Source organism: Hyphomicrobium zavarzinii ATCC 27496, from assembly GCF_000383415.1.
Classification (GTDB): domain Bacteria; phylum Pseudomonadota; class Alphaproteobacteria; order Rhizobiales; family Hyphomicrobiaceae; genus Hyphomicrobium_C; species Hyphomicrobium_C zavarzinii.
The window spans coordinates 786534-802118 of sequence record NZ_KB911255.1; the positions used below are offsets into that span (position 1 = coordinate 786534).

Sequence of the window (15585 nt, forward strand, 5' to 3'; positions counted from 1 at the left end):
CCCCGCTCGGGCTTTGGTGGCGAGCCGCCCGGCGACGATGGGTTTGTGGCCTCAACCGCGGTTAAGAAAAAGCGTCGATATCTCGTTCCTGGAAATCGCGCTCAGTTGAGGAAAGCCATGGCGCGCAAGTGCCCTGGCATGGTCGGTGAGCTTGTCGCCGTGTGCGCGAAGCAATCGATTGACGCTTATTTGGTCGACGAGCAGATCGATCTTGTTCTCTATGTTTGCTATCGCACAGCTTGTGAGCAAGGGTTAGATGCAGGACGAGAGGCCCTGCAACAAAAGATGACCCTGATCAAAGACTACGTCGAAAGCGCGAAGCGTGACCCGTACGGTTGGGACGTTGTTTGAGCTCTGTGTCCTAGATTTCGGCTTTTGATGGATCCATGGGGCGGACACACCTCCAAGTGCCGGTGATAGAGTTGTAGGCCGCGGCAATGCAACCCTGCCTGCCGTAACCTCTCCACTTTCGGGATACCGATCGGCCGACCGTCAGTGCCTTTGCAGACAGCAAGCCATTGGACGCCTCGATTCCGAGGTGTGAGGATGTGCCATGGCAAAAAAATCACCGACCCTTGCGCAGCTGGTCTCAAAGAAGATCGGTCAGATTGACAGGGAAATGTGGACGCTGGCTCTGGAGCGACGAGATCTGGCCGAGGCGTTGGACGGGCTCAACAGGGGGAGGCTTCCAGCGAGGTCCAACACGGGCTTTGAGAAATATGATCTCGAGTTCAAGGCCGCGGTTATGAAGCATGTTCGCTTCCCGACTGCATTGAAATCGCACTCTAAGAAGACGGCATAATAAATGGCCACACCCTTGCGGATGTGGCCAATGACACTTGGCTTACTTAAGCGGCCTCTTGCGTGTCTTGCGCTCCTTCGGTGAGGAAGGTGGGAAGGCTATCTTCGACGCCATCATCGCTGCGGTCGTCTTCGTGGTCCGCAGCCTTGGAAGTCGCTTGTATGCGTAGAGCTTCAGGCAACCACCCTTTACCCTCGATGAGGCGTTCGGCTTCTTTGGCCATCGGCTCTTTCTTCATGTGGGAGATGAGCAACTTGGTGTCCTCGCCGCGGGCCTGCTCCACAGCTTCAAGGATGCGGTCCTTGGAGACGCGGTTGAGGTAGTTGTCAGCGGTGGTGACCCATCCCAGCTTCACCATATCGGTGTCGAGGGCGCGGAAGAGGTCGTTGGCGTGTGCGACGCTTTCGGCGCTTCTCACATGGGGCGTGATGGCTGCGTTGACTGAGAGGCTGGCAAGGTGGGCGAACAAGCTGTGCAGGTCGGTGAGGTCCATGGCGAGCAACGCCTGCCAGAGATCGGCGCTGTTCTTGGGCAGCAGCTTCTTCCATGCAAGATCACGGTCGGAAACGGCCTTTGTGGGCGCCCATTCGTCGAGGCCCGGGGCCTTGGCGGGGAAAGACGCATCCAGCTTCAGCTGCAGGCAGGTCTTGCCGTGACTGAAGGTGTAGAAGCGCGAGAGTGCGAAAGCGTGCACCACCGCAATGAAGGCGACCTTGAAATCCTGAGCCATGGCATTGCGCAGCGCCACGGTGCGGTAGGATGTGAGGTCTTCGAGGAGCGCGGCGGAAAGCGGTCGTGAGCCCTCGGCGTTGTCGTCCCCTTTGGATGGGGTGGGCTCATTCGCATTGCTGTTGGGCTCCGGATGGTCGTCATCATCACCCGCGTCTTGTGAGTGTGTGTCATCCTGTTTGATGAAGCCTGCATCCACGACCAGGTTTCCGTTGTGGTCGATAGAGAGGAAAACGCCGGCGCGTGCCATGTCTTCGTTGGAGAACACGGCGGGCTTGTCTTCAAGCGCGGTGATCTCGGTTTGAAGCTCGTCTCGGCGTGCATCCTGCTCGTCGGAGAGCTCATCCAGCTTGTCGAGCTCCTCAATTTCAACATTCAGCTTGTCGAGGCGCTTTTGTTCCTTGGCAGACAGCAACGCTTCTTCGCCAATCACGCGGTCAAGACCCCACTTGACGCTGTGGGGGATGGAAACAGCAGCCTCGACCCATTTCCAGCCCTTGTTTTGCAGCTTTTTCGCGGCGGCGTTGAGCTTGTCGGCCACGAGGCGGTTCAGTAACTCAACGTCCTTGAGATATCCTTGGTCGGTCGAGCTGAAGAGGTCGCGTTCCACATGCCCACCAGCTTTTTCATAGGTGTCGAGGCCGATGAAACGCACGCGGGGGTCGTTGGATGAGACCGTGTCTCCCGTCAGGGCGCGCCGGATGGCGTGGGCGTGGTGCTCGTAGGAGTCCCTGAGGCGTTCGAACACGGAGTCCTGGCGTGCGTGGTCGTTGGTGACGCAATAAGCCATCAGTTGATCAAGGTCGATTTCCTCGTCGCGGTATGCCTGCAGGATCAACGGGCTTGCGGATGCCAAGCGCAAGCGTTGCCGAACGAAGGCGATGCTGACGCGGTGGGCGGTGGAGATTTGGGTTTCTGTCTTTCCAGCGTCCTGCATGGCTTTGAACGCGCGGAACTCGTCAATGGGATGCAAGGCTTCGCGCTGGGCGTTTTCGACGTAGCTGTCATCCTCGGCAAGGCCGGTGGTTTTGAGGACGCAAGGTGTGAGCTGGTCGATAGCGCGGCGCTTGCTCCTTGTGAGGAGCTCAAGGGCGCGGAACCGGCGTCCACCCGCTTGCACCTCGTAGTCGCCGGTTTCGTTTCCATCAGTATCGAGGACGGGTCTGACGCTGAGGGCTTGGATGAGGCCGTTTTCCGCGATGCTTTCGGAAAGCTGCTTGATGGCGTCCTTGTCGTAGATGGTGCGGACGTTCTTCTCGCTCAAGCGCAAGCGGTTGAACGGGATGTCGATGGAGGTGGTTTCGGGAATGGCGGCGGACGTGGCTTTGCTGCGGCGGCTTGTGGACTTTGACATGGGAACGGTCTCCTTCAGGTTTCGGGCGGTCGGGGGAAGCCTCTCTTCCTGCCCGATGCGCCGTCACCCTTTCCCTGCCCCACTCTTTCCCTCTTCAGTTCATGACCGGCGACGTATCCGAGATGGCCAACATGGCGTTGGTGTTCGCGCGTACCCATACGAGGAAGGTATTGGGATAGGTGGAGACGGGGAGATCCGGAAACCTCCTTTCGAAGGTGATGATGAGTGTCCGTATCCACGCCTGATAGGGAAGACCCTGGCTGATCGCTGCATGGTGGAAGCGCAGTTCGCAGTGTGTGGCTTTGTCGAAAGGCATAGGAGTTTTATGGGGCGGGCTGTGCGTCTTTCAAGGGCTTCACGGACGGTGCTGTGTTGGCAGCAGAATGGAAGGAGGGTGTCAGGGTGTTGGTTACGGGTGGAGCCGGCTGCGTCGAAGAAGAGGAGCTGCGTCCTCATTGGCGAGTGTGAGGAGGTTCATGATGCTTCGTGGCCCCAATCCGAGTTCTGCCAGCCGCAGACGTTCGTGAAGCCGCCTCGGTGCGTAGGTGAAGGCAAGAGGACATTCTCGGAGTGTTTCGGCGGGCGTATAGTCGAAGCCAAGGGTTCGGCAGAATTTGAGGACAAGCGGAAGCTTGCTTTCATAGGCTTCGATGGAAATGCAGAGGAGGGAAGGGAAGCGGGATGCAATCGCTATGACGTCTGGGGCTGACATCTTAAACAAGCTTGCGATTTGGGAGACGGTGGAAAGGAGTGTGCCAGCGCGGTAGCTGGCGAGGCTTGGTTTCTTAATGACGGTCTGGCTCCAGTTGTGGACCGGTATGTTGAGGGCGGTCGCCGAACGGTGCAGGTTATTGCGGATCGTGTCGGAGGCCATGGCCAAGAGGGGTGGCGAGCGACGAAGCGCTTTCAGCGCTGTTGCGGGATGGATGGAGAATATGTCGGCGAAGGCTTTGACTTTTGTTTCTAGGGTATCTGTGGGAGTGGCGAGCAGGCCGGGCGCGCGGCGGACGAAGGTGGCATAGTCTGATTTTGATAGGTTAAGGCGATTGATTGTCGTGCGGATGTTGGACACAAGCGTATTGGCGTTGCTTCCCAAGAGGATGGTGTGCCTTTTCAGGATGGCTTTTACCGCAGCCGGTGATAGCTCCAGCTCTGTGGCAAGGGCGTCTATGAGGATGTTGACGCTTTCCGGTGTCGCGTTGGCGATGCGGTGAGCTTTGAGAACTTTTTTGACGTAGGAACGCCATGGCATGCCGAGCAACGCGGCGATATCCGTGAACTGCGTCTGGACTGAGAACGGGGAGCGCCTGAAGAAGGTAGGCGACGAAAGAAGGAAGGGCTGCAGTGATTTGGCTGGGATCTTGAGGAGACGCATCAATCCGGCGACGTTGCTCACAAGTGTCTCGGTGGCGGCATCGCCGAGACGGTCGTAATTCATATTGGCGTTGACGAAGTCAGCCAGCGTGAACGAGAATCCAAGTCGTTTGTTTATTTCCTCGGTATGGTGCTGCAAGCGCTCGAGGTGGGTGCGTGGAAGGGATGTCACTGGAACAAGGTACGCCGCGTCTCATGCTACGCCAAGCGGCGTGCCTTCAATTCAGGCTTTGATCCATTGTGGTGGCTGAACAAAGCCTTCCTGTTCGCGTTGGCGTGACGCCAGGCATGGCACTTGACCTTTACCCACCCTCGGTTGCGGCCGGAGACGTATTTCTGTTCCTTGCGTTTGAAAACCACGCCTTCCATGCCGATCTTATCCAGCCTCTGCAGAAGTTGCTCACCGTCAGTATGGCTTTCTGAAAACGTTAGCTGGGGGATGTCCGTCTTTTCCAAGAGTTTGCGCAATGACGTTCGCCGCTTCTCCAGAGGTTCCTGCCGGAGATCCTTGCCGTTTAGCTCAAGGAGGTCGAAACAGAAGCAGGCGATGCTGTGGTGTTAGTGATGACCTTGCCCCCGCAGGGGTACCCGATGTGAGCTAGAGTCCGTCGATCCGAGAAGGAGACGGACGATGCGTAAGGGTAGGTTTTCGGAGGAACAGATCATCTCCATCCTGCGCGAGCAGGAAGCGGGCATGGCCACGGCCGAGGTATGCCGCCGGCACGGGATCTCGTCGGCAACGTTCTATGCCAGGAAGTCAAAGTATGGCGGGCTTGAGGTGTCGGAGGCGAAGCGCCTGAGGACGCTCGAGGATGAGAACCGCAAGCTGAAGAAGCTGCTGGCCGAGCAGATGCTCGACAACGCCACCCTCAAAGAGCTGCTGAAAAAAAACTTCTGACGCCCGCCGCGAGGAAGTCCGCCGTGTGCTGGGCGATCGAAGAAAAGGCGCTATTCGCAGCGCCATGCGTGCGCCCTCGTTGGGTTTGCGCCGAAGGTTTACGGTTATGAGCGGCGCAGTGAAGACGGTGTGCTGCGCACGCGCTTAAAAGCTTTGGAAGCTCATCGCTGCCGGTTCGGCTACCGTCGTCTGCACTTGTTGCTGCGTCGGGAGGGCTTCGCTGTGAATCACAAAAAACTCTTCCGCATCTACCGGGAGGAACGGCTCGTCGTCCGCAAGCGCGGTGGCCGCAAGCGTGCGACCGCACACGAGCCCTGACGGGCTCACGCCGAACGAGTTTGCAAGAAGGTCCCCGTTAGCCCATAACCAGAACGGACTCCAATTATGAGCGAGTACCTTCCGGGGGGCAAGGTCAAAGAGTTAAGGGATAGGGGGATGTAGGTTTGTAAGTGCGTCTAGTAGGGCGCCGCAATACAAAGCGCGCGCTGCATCAAGATCCTCGTACACAGCAACAAATTCTGCGAGCTGTGCGAAAGTTTCTATTGTAGCTTTGTTGGGATGATATTTATTGGTGGTGAGAGCACCGTAGGAATTTCCGCCTTCATCCACAATTATGGGAGGTGATGACGAGTATTTGCTCCACGGGCTACCCTTTGAATATTTTGAACCGAAGTAGCCGAAACTGTTCCAAATAGATAGATTACCGTATTTCGACCCAAATCTGCCGTATGTATTACAGACAGAATCTGCGTTACGCTTGTCGCAACTCAAGCAACCCAAGAATTTTTTTTGGTCGGCATCACCATACAAATAAAGTGCACCATCCGGAGCGGCTGCGCTCGTTGTTGATGCAATCGCAAAAAGGAACGCAAATATATTGAATGTGCGGATCATGATCTGCTCGTTGCGGTCGGCTGATTGAGTGACTTTGACGATAGTGCGGTAAGTTGAAGCTGCGAAATCACATGTGTATGTCTGCCCTCGAGGAATTTCGCAGCGTGCAGACCAGTCCAGTTACTCTCGATCGGAAACGATAGGAAAAAAGCCGTCGCCAGGCAACGTGGTAGCTAGCCTCTTGGAAGCAGTGGGTTCCGCTGCCTCACCTTTGCTAAGGTGAAGGGTGCAGGACATCGACCTTCTATTGCTCCACTCGCTTGAGATCTTTAATTGTGGCTAGTTTCAAAAAATTCCGAATGATCGCGACGCCTTCGATTGGAATTGAAGCCGGTGAAAACTTAAGAAAAGCGAAGATATGATCATTTCTATTCTTGGGGCGCGCCCCCAGTTCGTAAAAGCCGCAGCCGTCTCCCGAGCCTTTGCTCAAGCCGGAATCTCGGAAACGATCGTCCACACTGGGCAGCACTATGATGACAATATGTCGAAGCTCTTCTTTGATGAGCTCGATATCGCGCCCCCAGCGGTCAATCTCGGCATCGGCGGTGGATCTCATGGCCAGAACACGGGCCGCATGCTTGAAGCATTGGAGCGAGTGTTTGTCGATTTGAAGCCGCGCACCGTTTTGGTGTACGGGGATACCGATTCAACCCTGGCCGGCGCACTCGCCGCGTCGAAGCTCGGCGTGAGGGTGGCTCACGTCGAAGCCGGTCTGCGGTCTTTCAACCGGCTGATGCCGGAGGAGATCAATCGGGTTCTCGTAGATCACCTGTCGGATTTATTGTTTGTTCCAACAAAAAATGCGGTCGCCAATCTCGCTAGAGAAGGTATCGAGGGTGCTTCCCTGGTGGGTGACGTCATGTTTGATGCCGCAATTCATTTTGGAGCGCGCGTAGCCAATCGAAGGCCCCCTGCGGATAATTTGCCGAGCGAGTATGCACTTGCAACGGTGCATCGTGCGTCTAATACCGACCATCGCGAGACGCTTTCAGTAATTCTGGATGGCTTTGCCAAGTGTCCCCTCCCTATCATCCTCCCGCTCCATCCACGCACGAAGGCTCGGCTAGACGGCTTCGATCTGGTGGTTCCACCAACAGTCCGTGTCCTGCCTCCAGTTGGATTTTTAGACATGATCTGGCTCGAGCGTCACGCGAGCGTGATTTTGACGGATTCTGGTGGCGTTCAAAAGGAAGCCTACTTCCATGGAACCCCGTGTGTCACGCTACGTGAAGAGACGGAGTGGAGCGAGCTGGTTGATGCCGGCTGGAATAGGCTCTGTCCGCCTCGGAGCGGCGATGCAATTCGGGCGGCCGTTGTTGAAAGTCTTTCGTCCAAGCCGGAACCAGCTTCGCTTTATGGCGATGGAGCAGCTGCGAGGAGGATTGCGCAGATCTTAGTTCAAGAAGCAGCTACGGGTTAGCTGGAGAACGTTAGCCATGCGCTGCTAGAATTTTCCGCGCTACGGCCAGTTGAGCATCTACGCAATATCGGGGGGGGGGACGTCATGTGCCCCTCCCCACGTGGGGACCGATGTCATTTGCAAGTTTCCGGACCACGGCTAGATACTTCATTCCCTCGCGCTCCCAGCACTGTTCGCACGCCGCGCGCTGCAAGTTTTTTTGCCACATCTCGGCCTTTTCAACTCTGGCTTCGAGTGCTGCATCAATGAGCGCCGCGAAATCGGCTGGCGTTCCGGTACTTCCAAGAACACCAATGTCGTAGCCGCTAACGATCCGGCGGATCTCAGGTAAGTCGCTTGCGACTATTGGTAGCCGCGCCATGATGAATTCAAAAAGCTTGTTTGGCGTGCATAACTCGTTGTTGAGGCAGTTCGCCTGATACGGTATGACGCCAAGATCGGCCCAGCGCGCAAACTCGATTAGCTGTTTCTGCGGGACCGTTGGAATGAAATGAACGCGGTCGGAAATGGAGAGCTGCCGAGCTTTCTTGCGCAGCATTGTCTTTGCTCCTCCGTCTCCTAGAAGTACAAGTTGTGCGTCGGTGTGGCGCATAACGGAGAACGCCGCTACAAGCGTATCGAGATTTCTGCCCGACGATAGACCGCCTTGATAGAGCACCGTCGGTGCGGAGCGCTGGTTCCCAAATAGCGATCTGAACGGGTTGTCGGTGTTACGAGGAGTGTCGGGCACAAAGCGATCCGCATTGCTCACGACATGGACTTCGGGCAGTCCATGATTTTGCCTTAGCTCGCGTGCGATGGAAGGGTTCACTGTAATGACGGCGTCCGCTTGGCCAATGTAGCGCGCCTCCACACTTCGCCAAAGCTGGCGCTCCGCTTTGGAAAACGCCTGTTCTGAATACAGCTCATGGCAGTCGAGAATGACCTTGCCGCCATGCAAACGCTGCGCTGCCAGCGCTACCGGAAGCATTGGCAAGTCATGCGCCACGTATACCTTCCCCTTAGCGCGCGAGATTGCGGTGTCGAAGAGTGATAGAAAGACTTGCTCAGGCGCCTTTACGGCTTGCCAAGTTAACCGCCGCATTGTGCCTCTCAAGAATGGAAAGCGGTCACGCATGAAGCGATGCAAGCGCAGGCCCTTGCCATACATTCCCAATCCGCTAGTAGACACACGCTCCACCCATATCGGCTCATCGATCACTGATCGGTCAGCAGGGGCCAGAAGGCATGTTGAAAAACCGTTCGCCTGAAGTGTCTCAGCGGCAAGAACGATACGCCGATCAAGTCGACGATCCATTGCGAACATTATGACGTCAGCACAAACACTAGATTTATCGATCACAATTTTAGACGCCGCGCTATTTGAGTTTGATTCTTTCTGTGGAGTTTAGCGAATTGGGTCAACAAGCCTTTTGTTTGAGGGAGACCCGCTAATTGGTCGTTGGCGGCAAGATATTCGCTGCAGTTCAATTTCAGTGCGACCCCCATTTAGAGCTGCAACACACTCGTCCCTTTAGAATTTTTCCTCCGTGGCCGGGCTTAATTCGACGAAAGTGTGTAACCCTTCATCGTCATATATCTATAATCGGGACCTCTATAGTCATGGCTAAGCTTGAGAACCGCTTTGTTGCTCGACGGCGTGAAAATGATCTTCCATGGTTCCGCCTTTCCATGGAGTTCTGTGAAGTCGAACTGATGCTCTTTTTTGCCGTGAAGCGTTCCGAGCTCGAGAGAGACCAGTAACTTAAAGGTTTGATTGTTCCCTTTAAGATCCCCCCCCAGCCAATCAGGCTCGATAGTGAAGGCATAGGGTTTTCCAGGTACAAGGTTCAGTAGCGTCCAGTTCTGGTTCTGGTTGGTACTGGCCGCGCCGATAAAGTCGGCGCCTTGAAAGGACCGTATGTTTTCTTTCGAGATGCTCGTCGTTCCCATCATATCCAGCTTCAATGGGAATACGAGTTCGTGCTCAGGCCCGATGAAGCCGATGGGGTCGGACTTGAGGAACAGATCGCGCCCCGTGTACTGCTCCACTCCTAGCCGAGGCATCGCGATCTCTGCCGTAATATCGGCTCCCTCTAGATAGCCAGTTCGTATGCGCTCGAGTGATAGGGCCGTCCTGGCTCTATCTGAGGCTAGATAGTAATAAGCGTCATAGGTCGGATCGTAGAGACGCCATTGCCCGTCGATTAACGCCTCTACTAAAACGTGGCCAGAAGAATCAGGCCAATTGTACAGAGCGACCAGGCGCGTTGATATTCCATGCGTGGCGGCCATAGCTGACACAACGTTGCTAAAGCTGCCGCATGAGCCGACTTTTTCTGCCAGGACCGCCTCCGGTGTAGACTTGCTCGGATACCCAACCTTCGATGTTTTGAGTACTGCCATAAACCGCAACATCTTCTCATGATCTGACGTTGTGTCTTTCGCCAGAGCGTCCGCCACTCGCTTTATCTCGCTGGTGATAGGGAGGCGATAAACATGCAACGGGTTGGCGGGATCTCGTGGGCCCATCACGATGCCGTCATCGGACGAGTGCACGTCATCGCTCAAGATAAGCAGCAGACAGAAAAGCGCCGCCCCGGCAAGGAGCTTGGCATGGAAACGGCGAGGATTAGTCATCGCACGTGTCCTGTGCGGGTTTGACCGCGGGTTTATCCGACGACCAAAGACTCAACTGACGCAGTAGAACGCGAGGCTGCCCGGAGAAGTCGCTGAATTCGATGCGTAGGTCCCTGAGGGCAGGGGCGTTCTTGATATCTAGGCGGCTTTGAATGCCGGCGAGCGATGACGATTCGGCAAGCACCCGTCCGCAATGTAAGATGCGCACGCGGCGTGCGAAATTATCCGCGTTCTCCCATATGAGCTGCAGCTTGCCGGGTGTCACAGTCCTATCGAAGTGCAGCTTCACAAACGCCATCTCCTCACCTTCGATACCGGCAACATAGTCATCGTTGGTATCCCCATCGAGCGCATTCTCGAAGCCGTGGTCCTTGTAGGTGGCTGACGCATCAACGATGACCGGCGCCAACTGCGTCACCTTGGTGGCAGTCGATCCTGCAAAAAGTGGCTTACGCTCCTTATGCAGAGCCAGGAAATGACGGTGCCGCGTCGCATACTGGGAGAGGAGCCAATCTTCGGTGTCGTACGCGAGTTTCTCCAACTGCTCGACTTCATACGCCTGGTAGTCAATCCCTTTGTACCAGCCCATATCCTGCGGGCGCATGAGAAATGTTGCTTCTTTCCATTTGTCGTCGCCGATCGTGCGCAGCGCTCCTAGGCGCAATGGCACGAAGGATAAGTAATTGCCCTCATTTATTGCCTGAATGGAAATACCGAAGAGACCAGGGGCCATGTCCCTATACCGTATGCGCAGCACATGCGTCTGAACCGCGTCACCGACCCGGGGCTGATCTGGCAAGGCGAGCGACAGGTAGACGTTTTGACGGGTGCCGCCCTTGAGGGGCTCGCTATGGCGTTCGTAACCATTTAAGAAACCGCGCACGGTGGTTTCGTCAACGGTCTGCGACTGTCCCCAATCGGTGCCGGAAATATGGGCTGCTATGGCGGTATTGTCCCCTTGCGCGCCGACATCAGCCTCCACGTAGTTGCCGGTTTCGGGATTGGTAAGCGTCACGCGGTCCACTAGCGGCGAGGTTGTCCCCTCATGCCAGTCAAGTTGTATCAAGAGCTCCTTCTTGGGATTGAGGTCATATCGCAACCAATAGCCAGTGTCGAAGTCTGCGAGGCGCGCATGAAGAGCTGCTACGCCTTCGCGGGAAAGCCGCTCGGCTTCGTCGCTGCTTTTCAAGTACTTCGCCACCTTGTGCAGCGCCGCCGAGCTAATCAGGTGCGCATTAAGCACGTGGGTCCCGTTGGGCACCTCCTCGTAGTAATGCAAGCCATCAAGCCCAGTGGTGCGGATGCCTCCCTCTCTCACATCGATCGTGTAGCTCTTAATGACCGCCTCGGTGAGCGGACGGAGGTCTCGCTCAGTCAATCTGTTCTCGATGGCATAGATCAGGCCTTCGAGTACGTAGGCCTGACCGAATGCAGATACCCAGGGAGATTTGGTCACAACGTCGTTGTACGTATTGTCGAACGGGTAGCTGTAGAGAACCGCATTGCCAGCGCGCACTTGGTTTTTTTCATCAAGAAACCAGCTAAGCGCGGGGCTACGATCGATTTTCAGCTTTTCGGGCGTGTAGGTTGCGCCGCCTATGTTCTGACCATGGATCAGTTGTTCTGCTATGACAAATGGAGAGTAAGTTGGGATACCGCTGCCTCGGCTTGTATCGGGATCGTACATACCATTGGAAAAAAATCGCGAGCCGTCATCTGGCAAATGCTGGCGAAGTACACCGCTTTCGTCCAACGAGTAGATAGGCAGCATCGGCGTCTGTTTGGGTATGACGACGGGCTCAGGCGTTACTTTTTTTCCGGTATTGGTGTTAGCGATATAATGCCTGTATGCCGCCGCGATCTTCGCCCACGGCGCGAAGCGCGCGTCGACGGATGCGATCGCGGCGAGATACTCCTGATGTTTCTCGGCGTAGAGTTCGCCTACGGGGTAGCCGAGGTCGACCGTTCGCAGCGGGATCTTCCAGTTGCGCCAGACGCCTTCGCCGCTCAAGAACAAGTCGCCGTCGCGCATGTCTCGGAACGTCCGGCCTGGCGCAATGCTGCGATGTTGGACGGAGATGTACCCAGGAGTCTCGTCGAAGTATGAGATCTCGAGCTCATACTCGCGGGTCCGCAGGTTGTCGGTCCACTCGCCGGGAAGCTTGAAATAGAAATAGGTATGCGGACTGCCCATAGCATCCGGATCTTCGATGCTCGCAGGCACGAGGCGACGGGCGAGTCTATCGCCGATCGTTTCCGGAACCGTCCAGTGTGTCCCCGCTATGCGGTTGTCACCCTGGAACGCGCCGTCCGACCCCATGTCGATCGCATGACGTTTACCGGAAGCGGGATCAACCAACGCAAGGGAGCCGACGGCGAGCGGCAGCCCCTCGAAACCGTATGGGTTGGCAAGACGGAACAGAAGATCTTTCTTGCGCGGATTGAGGTCGTATCGGAGTGCATATCCGGTGTCGTAACGCGGCAGCCAGCGAAGCAGCGTATCCGTCCCCTTCTCGAGCCAAGCCTTGACCTTCGTGTCGCCGCTCGCGTCTGCGAGGCGTTGCAGCGCGATGAGCGCGCGCATGTGGCCATTGAGAATATGGCTTGGCTCGCCGGATCGGGATGGCACTTCCTCGAACCAGACATCATCTCCCTTCCCGAACAAAAGACCTCCGGCAGAAAGCGGCTCGAAAAGTATCCGAGCGGCCTTGAGCGCCGTTTCAAGATGGCGCTTTTCATTCGTTTTATGGTAGGCGAGGACGAGAGCCTCTATTCCTGTCGCCTGTCCGAAAGCACTCGCCCATGGCGCCGCAACCTCCACATTGTTGTAGGTTGAGTTGAAGTCATACTCCCACACCCACTGCCCCTGCACATTCTGCTTGAGGTTCGCTTCCAGCCATTCGATTGCTGCGAAAAAACGCCGTGGATCAGGCTCAACCGTGTGATCCACCGAATAGGAGGGCTGACCGCCGAAGGCGAGCGCATACAACGCGATCCATGCGGGATGATGGACAGCGCCGACGTTTTCGATGTCGAGTGTCACAACGCCCATGTCGTCGAATCCGTGCCGAGCACCTTGAACATTGGTTTGTGCCTGCGACCAAGCCTCGGAAATACTGACATCTACAGAATAGGCGAGCGAAACGATCAGTAAAAACCCTGCAATGGCACGTCGCATGTTCTTTCCGTGACTGATCGCTGATCGGAAGCACCCAGGCCGCCGCTGAAAGTGGGCTTGGCTCGACCTTGCCCGGGCGTTCAGCTGCGCCTAAAGAGAATGATAGCCTTAATTTGGAACCACTACCCTCATGCGTCAACTCAATCTGCTGACCGCTGGAATATATCTTCTCGTGATGGCGATGTTCTTGCCACTGCCTGCGTTTGCAGGTTCTGAGACTCAGGAGTTCGTTCCCCTTCTCGAAATGAAGATCTACCCCCGCCTTGAGACCTATTCTTCAGGACCGATGGCGCAGGAGGAGGGGCGCTCGGGCATGAAGGGGAACTGTGCGCACACGGTACTCTGGACCAGCATGGAGCTTGAGGCGAAAGGGGTTCCCTTTAGAGCGCTAGATATCCATTCGCGTCACAGAGACGGGACCACAATCCATCATGCAATGCCCGAGGCGTACATAGACGGCCATTGGTCAGCTGCAGATCCCTTCAGCGGTTGTCTCCATCCCAAGGACATCATGGCGCTACGCGATGAGCCAGTGCCGCCGGTCAACCACACGTGGCCAGGTCGTGCCGGGTTTGCCGAAGCAACCGGCAGCGCGTCTTTCTTTCGCAATATGACATTCGTAGAAGCTTATACGGACCTCGCATATACGGGATTGTTCGCACCTAGAACCACGGGGTGGCGATCTATTCTCCGCAATTCAGAAATGGAGACGAGGAAACTTAGCGGCAATATCAACCTCCCGGTCAGCCTCGTCCGCATAGATGCCAGGACTCTGGCTGTCGCGAGTTATTTGAATGCCTGGCTGGTCGACACGGAAACCGGTTTGCTCACCGAAATCACCAAGCCGCACGAGATCGAAAAATGGTTTCCCACGGGACTCGCATACGACCGGGAGACTAGGGAGCTGTTCATTGCGAACTACCTCGGAAAAGACGTTCTTGTTCTAGCGCACAACGACGATGGCACATTTCTTCTCAAAGACCGCGTTGTGGACCTCGAACTAGTAGGCCCGGAAAACATAGTACTTTCGCCGGACGGCAAGACGTTCGCCGTGGCTGATTTTGACAACAATGGAGTTCTGCTTTTTGACCGCGCGACTAGGAAGAAGCGATGGTATGCGCGCCTTGGCCGTGCCCATGGAGTCGCCTACGATGCTACCGGCGGCAGTATTGTCGCCTCGGGGCTGGCGCCCCCGCAGCTTGTAAAATTTGGCCTTGATGGCAAGCACCTACAGAACAGTGGGCACGAGGGGTGGGACGACGACGGTTATCTCTGGCCTACCAGCGTGAGCCTCGATCCAAAAAAGGGGCAGTTGTGGATCTCCGATGCTCACAATGGTGGCCTGCGCCAAATTGATGACACGCTACGCACCCAGCGAAGATCCGGAGGTAACGGCCTCGGTAGTGCGTGGTTCAATATGCCATACGGCACCCTGTTCGATACCGATGGCAGTATGTGGGTGGCCGATACGTTCAAATCTCGGCTCGTGTATTTCGATGCCGAAGGGCGAGTGCGCCGTCAGTATATTTCGACGGCGCCAACGTCTCACCTGGCAGCTCTCTGCACTACAGCGGAAATCTGTCCATTCCGCGCCTTGTCTGCGGATGCGCCGATGGGGCACGGCTACGTGAGGCGCATCAACAAGGATACTGTTGTTCAGTTCAACTTCGGACTGCGCAATGAAGTTGCCTGGAACCCCGGCTTCAATTATACTGCGTTCGTTTCTCTCGACCAGGATCGCACCGCATCCTTGGCCTCCGCTGCGCCAGCCTTTGCATCAAGCATCTACTATTGGGTCCAGGCCCGCACGTTCGAGAATTCCAAAGCTGCCCTCTACGGTTCTCCGCAGGTTCGTGAGTGGATCTACCAAGACGGCGAGTTCATTTGTCCGATAACGCTCGGCCTCAACTTCTGGCAAACCGATGACGGGCTTGCTACCGACGCAGGGCCCATGATCCCTTATGACAGGATTAGATCGTACTGTGACGGTCTTCGCCATGGCTTCGAGAGCGCGATGAAAGTGAGCTCGGACGCAGTAGCCAATTACGCGACCTACGTGCGAAGTATTCCGAAAGAGGTGTTTGCCAAACTGATCCCTCAGAGCTTTACAACAGCGGCGGGCGTCGCCTATCGCGATGCGATTTGTGCCGCAACTGCCGCAGAGCAACGCTACACCTTATCCAGAGACTTTGTTGCTAGCATGCAAGAGAGCGCCCTTATATCCCTTCCGGAGTTGTGGATCGCCTACCTTATGGGGCACACGAGACCGGCCGCGGGTGAGGTGACGACGCCCCTCGACTGCACTCGGCCTTAGTCG

The 15585-nt window shown here is 56.2% G+C and carries 12 protein-coding genes and 1 pseudogene; 5 read left to right on the forward strand and 8 right to left on the reverse strand.

All coding sequences use genetic code 11. From position 1 onward, the window contains the following. Nucleotides 1-45: 45 nt before the first annotated feature. Together F812_RS0103640 and F812_RS0103645 are read left to right on the forward strand one after the other, a co-directional pair. Nucleotides 46-351 (forward strand): hypothetical protein, encoded by a 306-nt coding sequence (locus F812_RS0103640; RefSeq protein ID WP_156827203.1) that lies wholly within the window; start codon nucleotides 46-48, stop codon nucleotides 349-351. Between the two features lie 202 nt (nucleotides 352-553). Further along, nucleotides 554-802 (forward strand): hypothetical protein, encoded by a 249-nt coding sequence (locus F812_RS0103645; RefSeq protein WP_020084601.1) that lies wholly within the window; start codon nucleotides 554-556, stop codon nucleotides 800-802. Between the two features lie 46 nt (nucleotides 803-848). Here F812_RS0103645 and F812_RS0103650 read toward each other — a convergent pair whose 3' ends face one another. The 4 genes from F812_RS0103650 to F812_RS25895 all read right to left on the reverse strand — a co-directional run bounded on the left by F812_RS0103650 (nucleotide 849) and on the right by F812_RS25895 (nucleotide 4808). Continuing rightward, nucleotides 849-2885: a ParB/RepB/Spo0J family partition protein gene (locus F812_RS0103650; RefSeq protein ID WP_020084602.1), complete on the reverse strand. Its 2037-nt coding sequence runs from the start codon at nucleotides 2883-2885 to the stop codon at nucleotides 849-851. Nucleotides 2886-2979: 94 nt separating this feature from the next. Then, nucleotides 2980-3201: a hypothetical protein gene (locus F812_RS0103655; RefSeq protein WP_020084603.1), complete on the reverse strand. Its 222-nt coding sequence runs from the start codon at nucleotides 3199-3201 to the stop codon at nucleotides 2980-2982. 93 nt (nucleotides 3202-3294) lie between these two features. Continuing rightward, nucleotides 3295-4398 carry a hypothetical protein gene (locus tag F812_RS0103660; protein WP_020084604.1) on the reverse strand — a complete coding sequence of 368 codons (1104 nt, stop codon included), beginning with the start codon at nucleotides 4396-4398 and terminating at the stop codon, nucleotides 3295-3297. Nucleotides 4399-4457: 59 nt separating this feature from the next. After that, entirely contained in the window at nucleotides 4458-4808 is a 351-nt protein-coding gene (locus tag F812_RS25895; RefSeq protein ID WP_083929046.1) for an ATP-dependent DNA ligase, read from the reverse strand. Nucleotides 4809-4890: 82 nt separating this feature from the next. Between F812_RS25895 and F812_RS26930 the strand changes: the two are divergent. Beyond that, a pseudogene (locus F812_RS26930) lies at nucleotides 4891-5457 on the forward strand (transposase); the annotation flags it as partial. A gap of 120 nt (nucleotides 5458-5577) precedes the next feature. Here F812_RS26930 and F812_RS26330 read toward each other — a convergent pair. Continuing rightward, a complete protein-coding gene (locus tag F812_RS26330) occupies nucleotides 5578-6051 on the reverse strand; it encodes a hypothetical protein (protein WP_156827204.1) in 474 nt (157 codons plus the stop codon). Nucleotides 6052-6409: 358 nt separating this feature from the next. Here F812_RS26330 and wecB point away from each other — a divergent pair, with 358 nt between their 5' ends. Then, entirely contained in the window at nucleotides 6410-7471 is a 1062-nt protein-coding gene (gene wecB, locus F812_RS0103685) for a non-hydrolyzing UDP-N-acetylglucosamine 2-epimerase (RefSeq protein ID WP_020084609.1), read from the forward strand. Nucleotides 7472-7553: 82 nt separating this feature from the next. Here wecB and F812_RS0103690 read toward each other — a convergent pair whose 3' ends face one another. From F812_RS0103690 to F812_RS0103700, 3 genes are all read right to left on the reverse strand, one after another. Continuing rightward, the gene (locus F812_RS0103690) at nucleotides 7554-8777 is read right to left on the reverse strand and encodes a glycosyltransferase (RefSeq protein WP_083929048.1); all 1224 of its coding nucleotides are present in this window, start codon (nucleotides 8775-8777) and stop codon (nucleotides 7554-7556) included. Between the two features lie 233 nt (nucleotides 8778-9010). Further along, complete coding sequence (locus tag F812_RS0103695; protein ID WP_020084611.1) at nucleotides 9011-10090, reverse strand: transglutaminase-like domain-containing protein; 1080 nt, start codon at nucleotides 10088-10090, stop codon at nucleotides 9011-9013. Then, nucleotides 10083-13268, reverse strand: a complete 3186-nt coding sequence (locus F812_RS0103700) for a D-glucuronyl C5-epimerase family protein (RefSeq protein WP_020084612.1) — start codon at nucleotides 13266-13268, stop codon at nucleotides 10083-10085. Before F812_RS0103700 ends, F812_RS0103695 begins: the two co-directional genes overlap by 8 nt. 130 nt (nucleotides 13269-13398) lie before the next feature. Here F812_RS0103700 and F812_RS0103705 point away from each other — a divergent pair, with 130 nt between their 5' ends. Beyond that, a complete protein-coding gene (locus F812_RS0103705; RefSeq protein ID WP_020084613.1) occupies nucleotides 13399-15582 on the forward strand; it encodes an NHL repeat-containing protein in 2184 nt (727 codons plus the stop codon). Nucleotides 15583-15585: the final 3 nt, after the last annotated feature.

What these genes read in the sequence shown, in the direction of transcription:
- F812_RS0103645 (WP_020084601.1), top strand. Translation starts at nt 554, where the DNA reads ATGGCAAAAAAATCACCGACCCTTGCGCAGCTGGTCTCAAAGAAGATC.
- F812_RS0103650 (WP_020084602.1), bottom strand. Translation starts at nt 2,885, where the DNA reads ATGTCAAAGTCCACAAGCCGCCGCAGCAAAGCCACGTCCGCCGCCATT.
- F812_RS0103655 (WP_020084603.1), bottom strand. Translation starts at nt 3,201, where the DNA reads ATGCCTTTCGACAAAGCCACACACTGCGAACTGCGCTTCCACCATGCA.
- F812_RS26330 (WP_156827204.1), bottom strand. Translation starts at nt 6,051, where the DNA reads ATGATCCGCACATTCAATATATTTGCGTTCCTTTTTGCGATTGCATCA.
- wecB (WP_020084609.1), top strand. Translation starts at nt 6,410, where the DNA reads ATGATCATTTCTATTCTTGGGGCGCGCCCCCAGTTCGTAAAAGCCGCA.
- F812_RS0103690 (WP_083929048.1), bottom strand. Translation starts at nt 8,777, where the DNA reads ATGTTCGCAATGGATCGTCGACTTGATCGGCGTATCGTTCTTGCCGCT.
- F812_RS0103695 (WP_020084611.1), bottom strand. Translation starts at nt 10,090, where the DNA reads ATGACTAATCCTCGCCGTTTCCATGCCAAGCTCCTTGCCGGGGCGGCG.
- F812_RS0103700 (WP_020084612.1), bottom strand. Translation starts at nt 13,268, where the DNA reads ATGCGACGTGCCATTGCAGGGTTTTTACTGATCGTTTCGCTCGCCTAT.
- F812_RS0103705 (WP_020084613.1), top strand. Translation starts at nt 13,399, where the DNA reads ATGCGTCAACTCAATCTGCTGACCGCTGGAATATATCTTCTCGTGATG.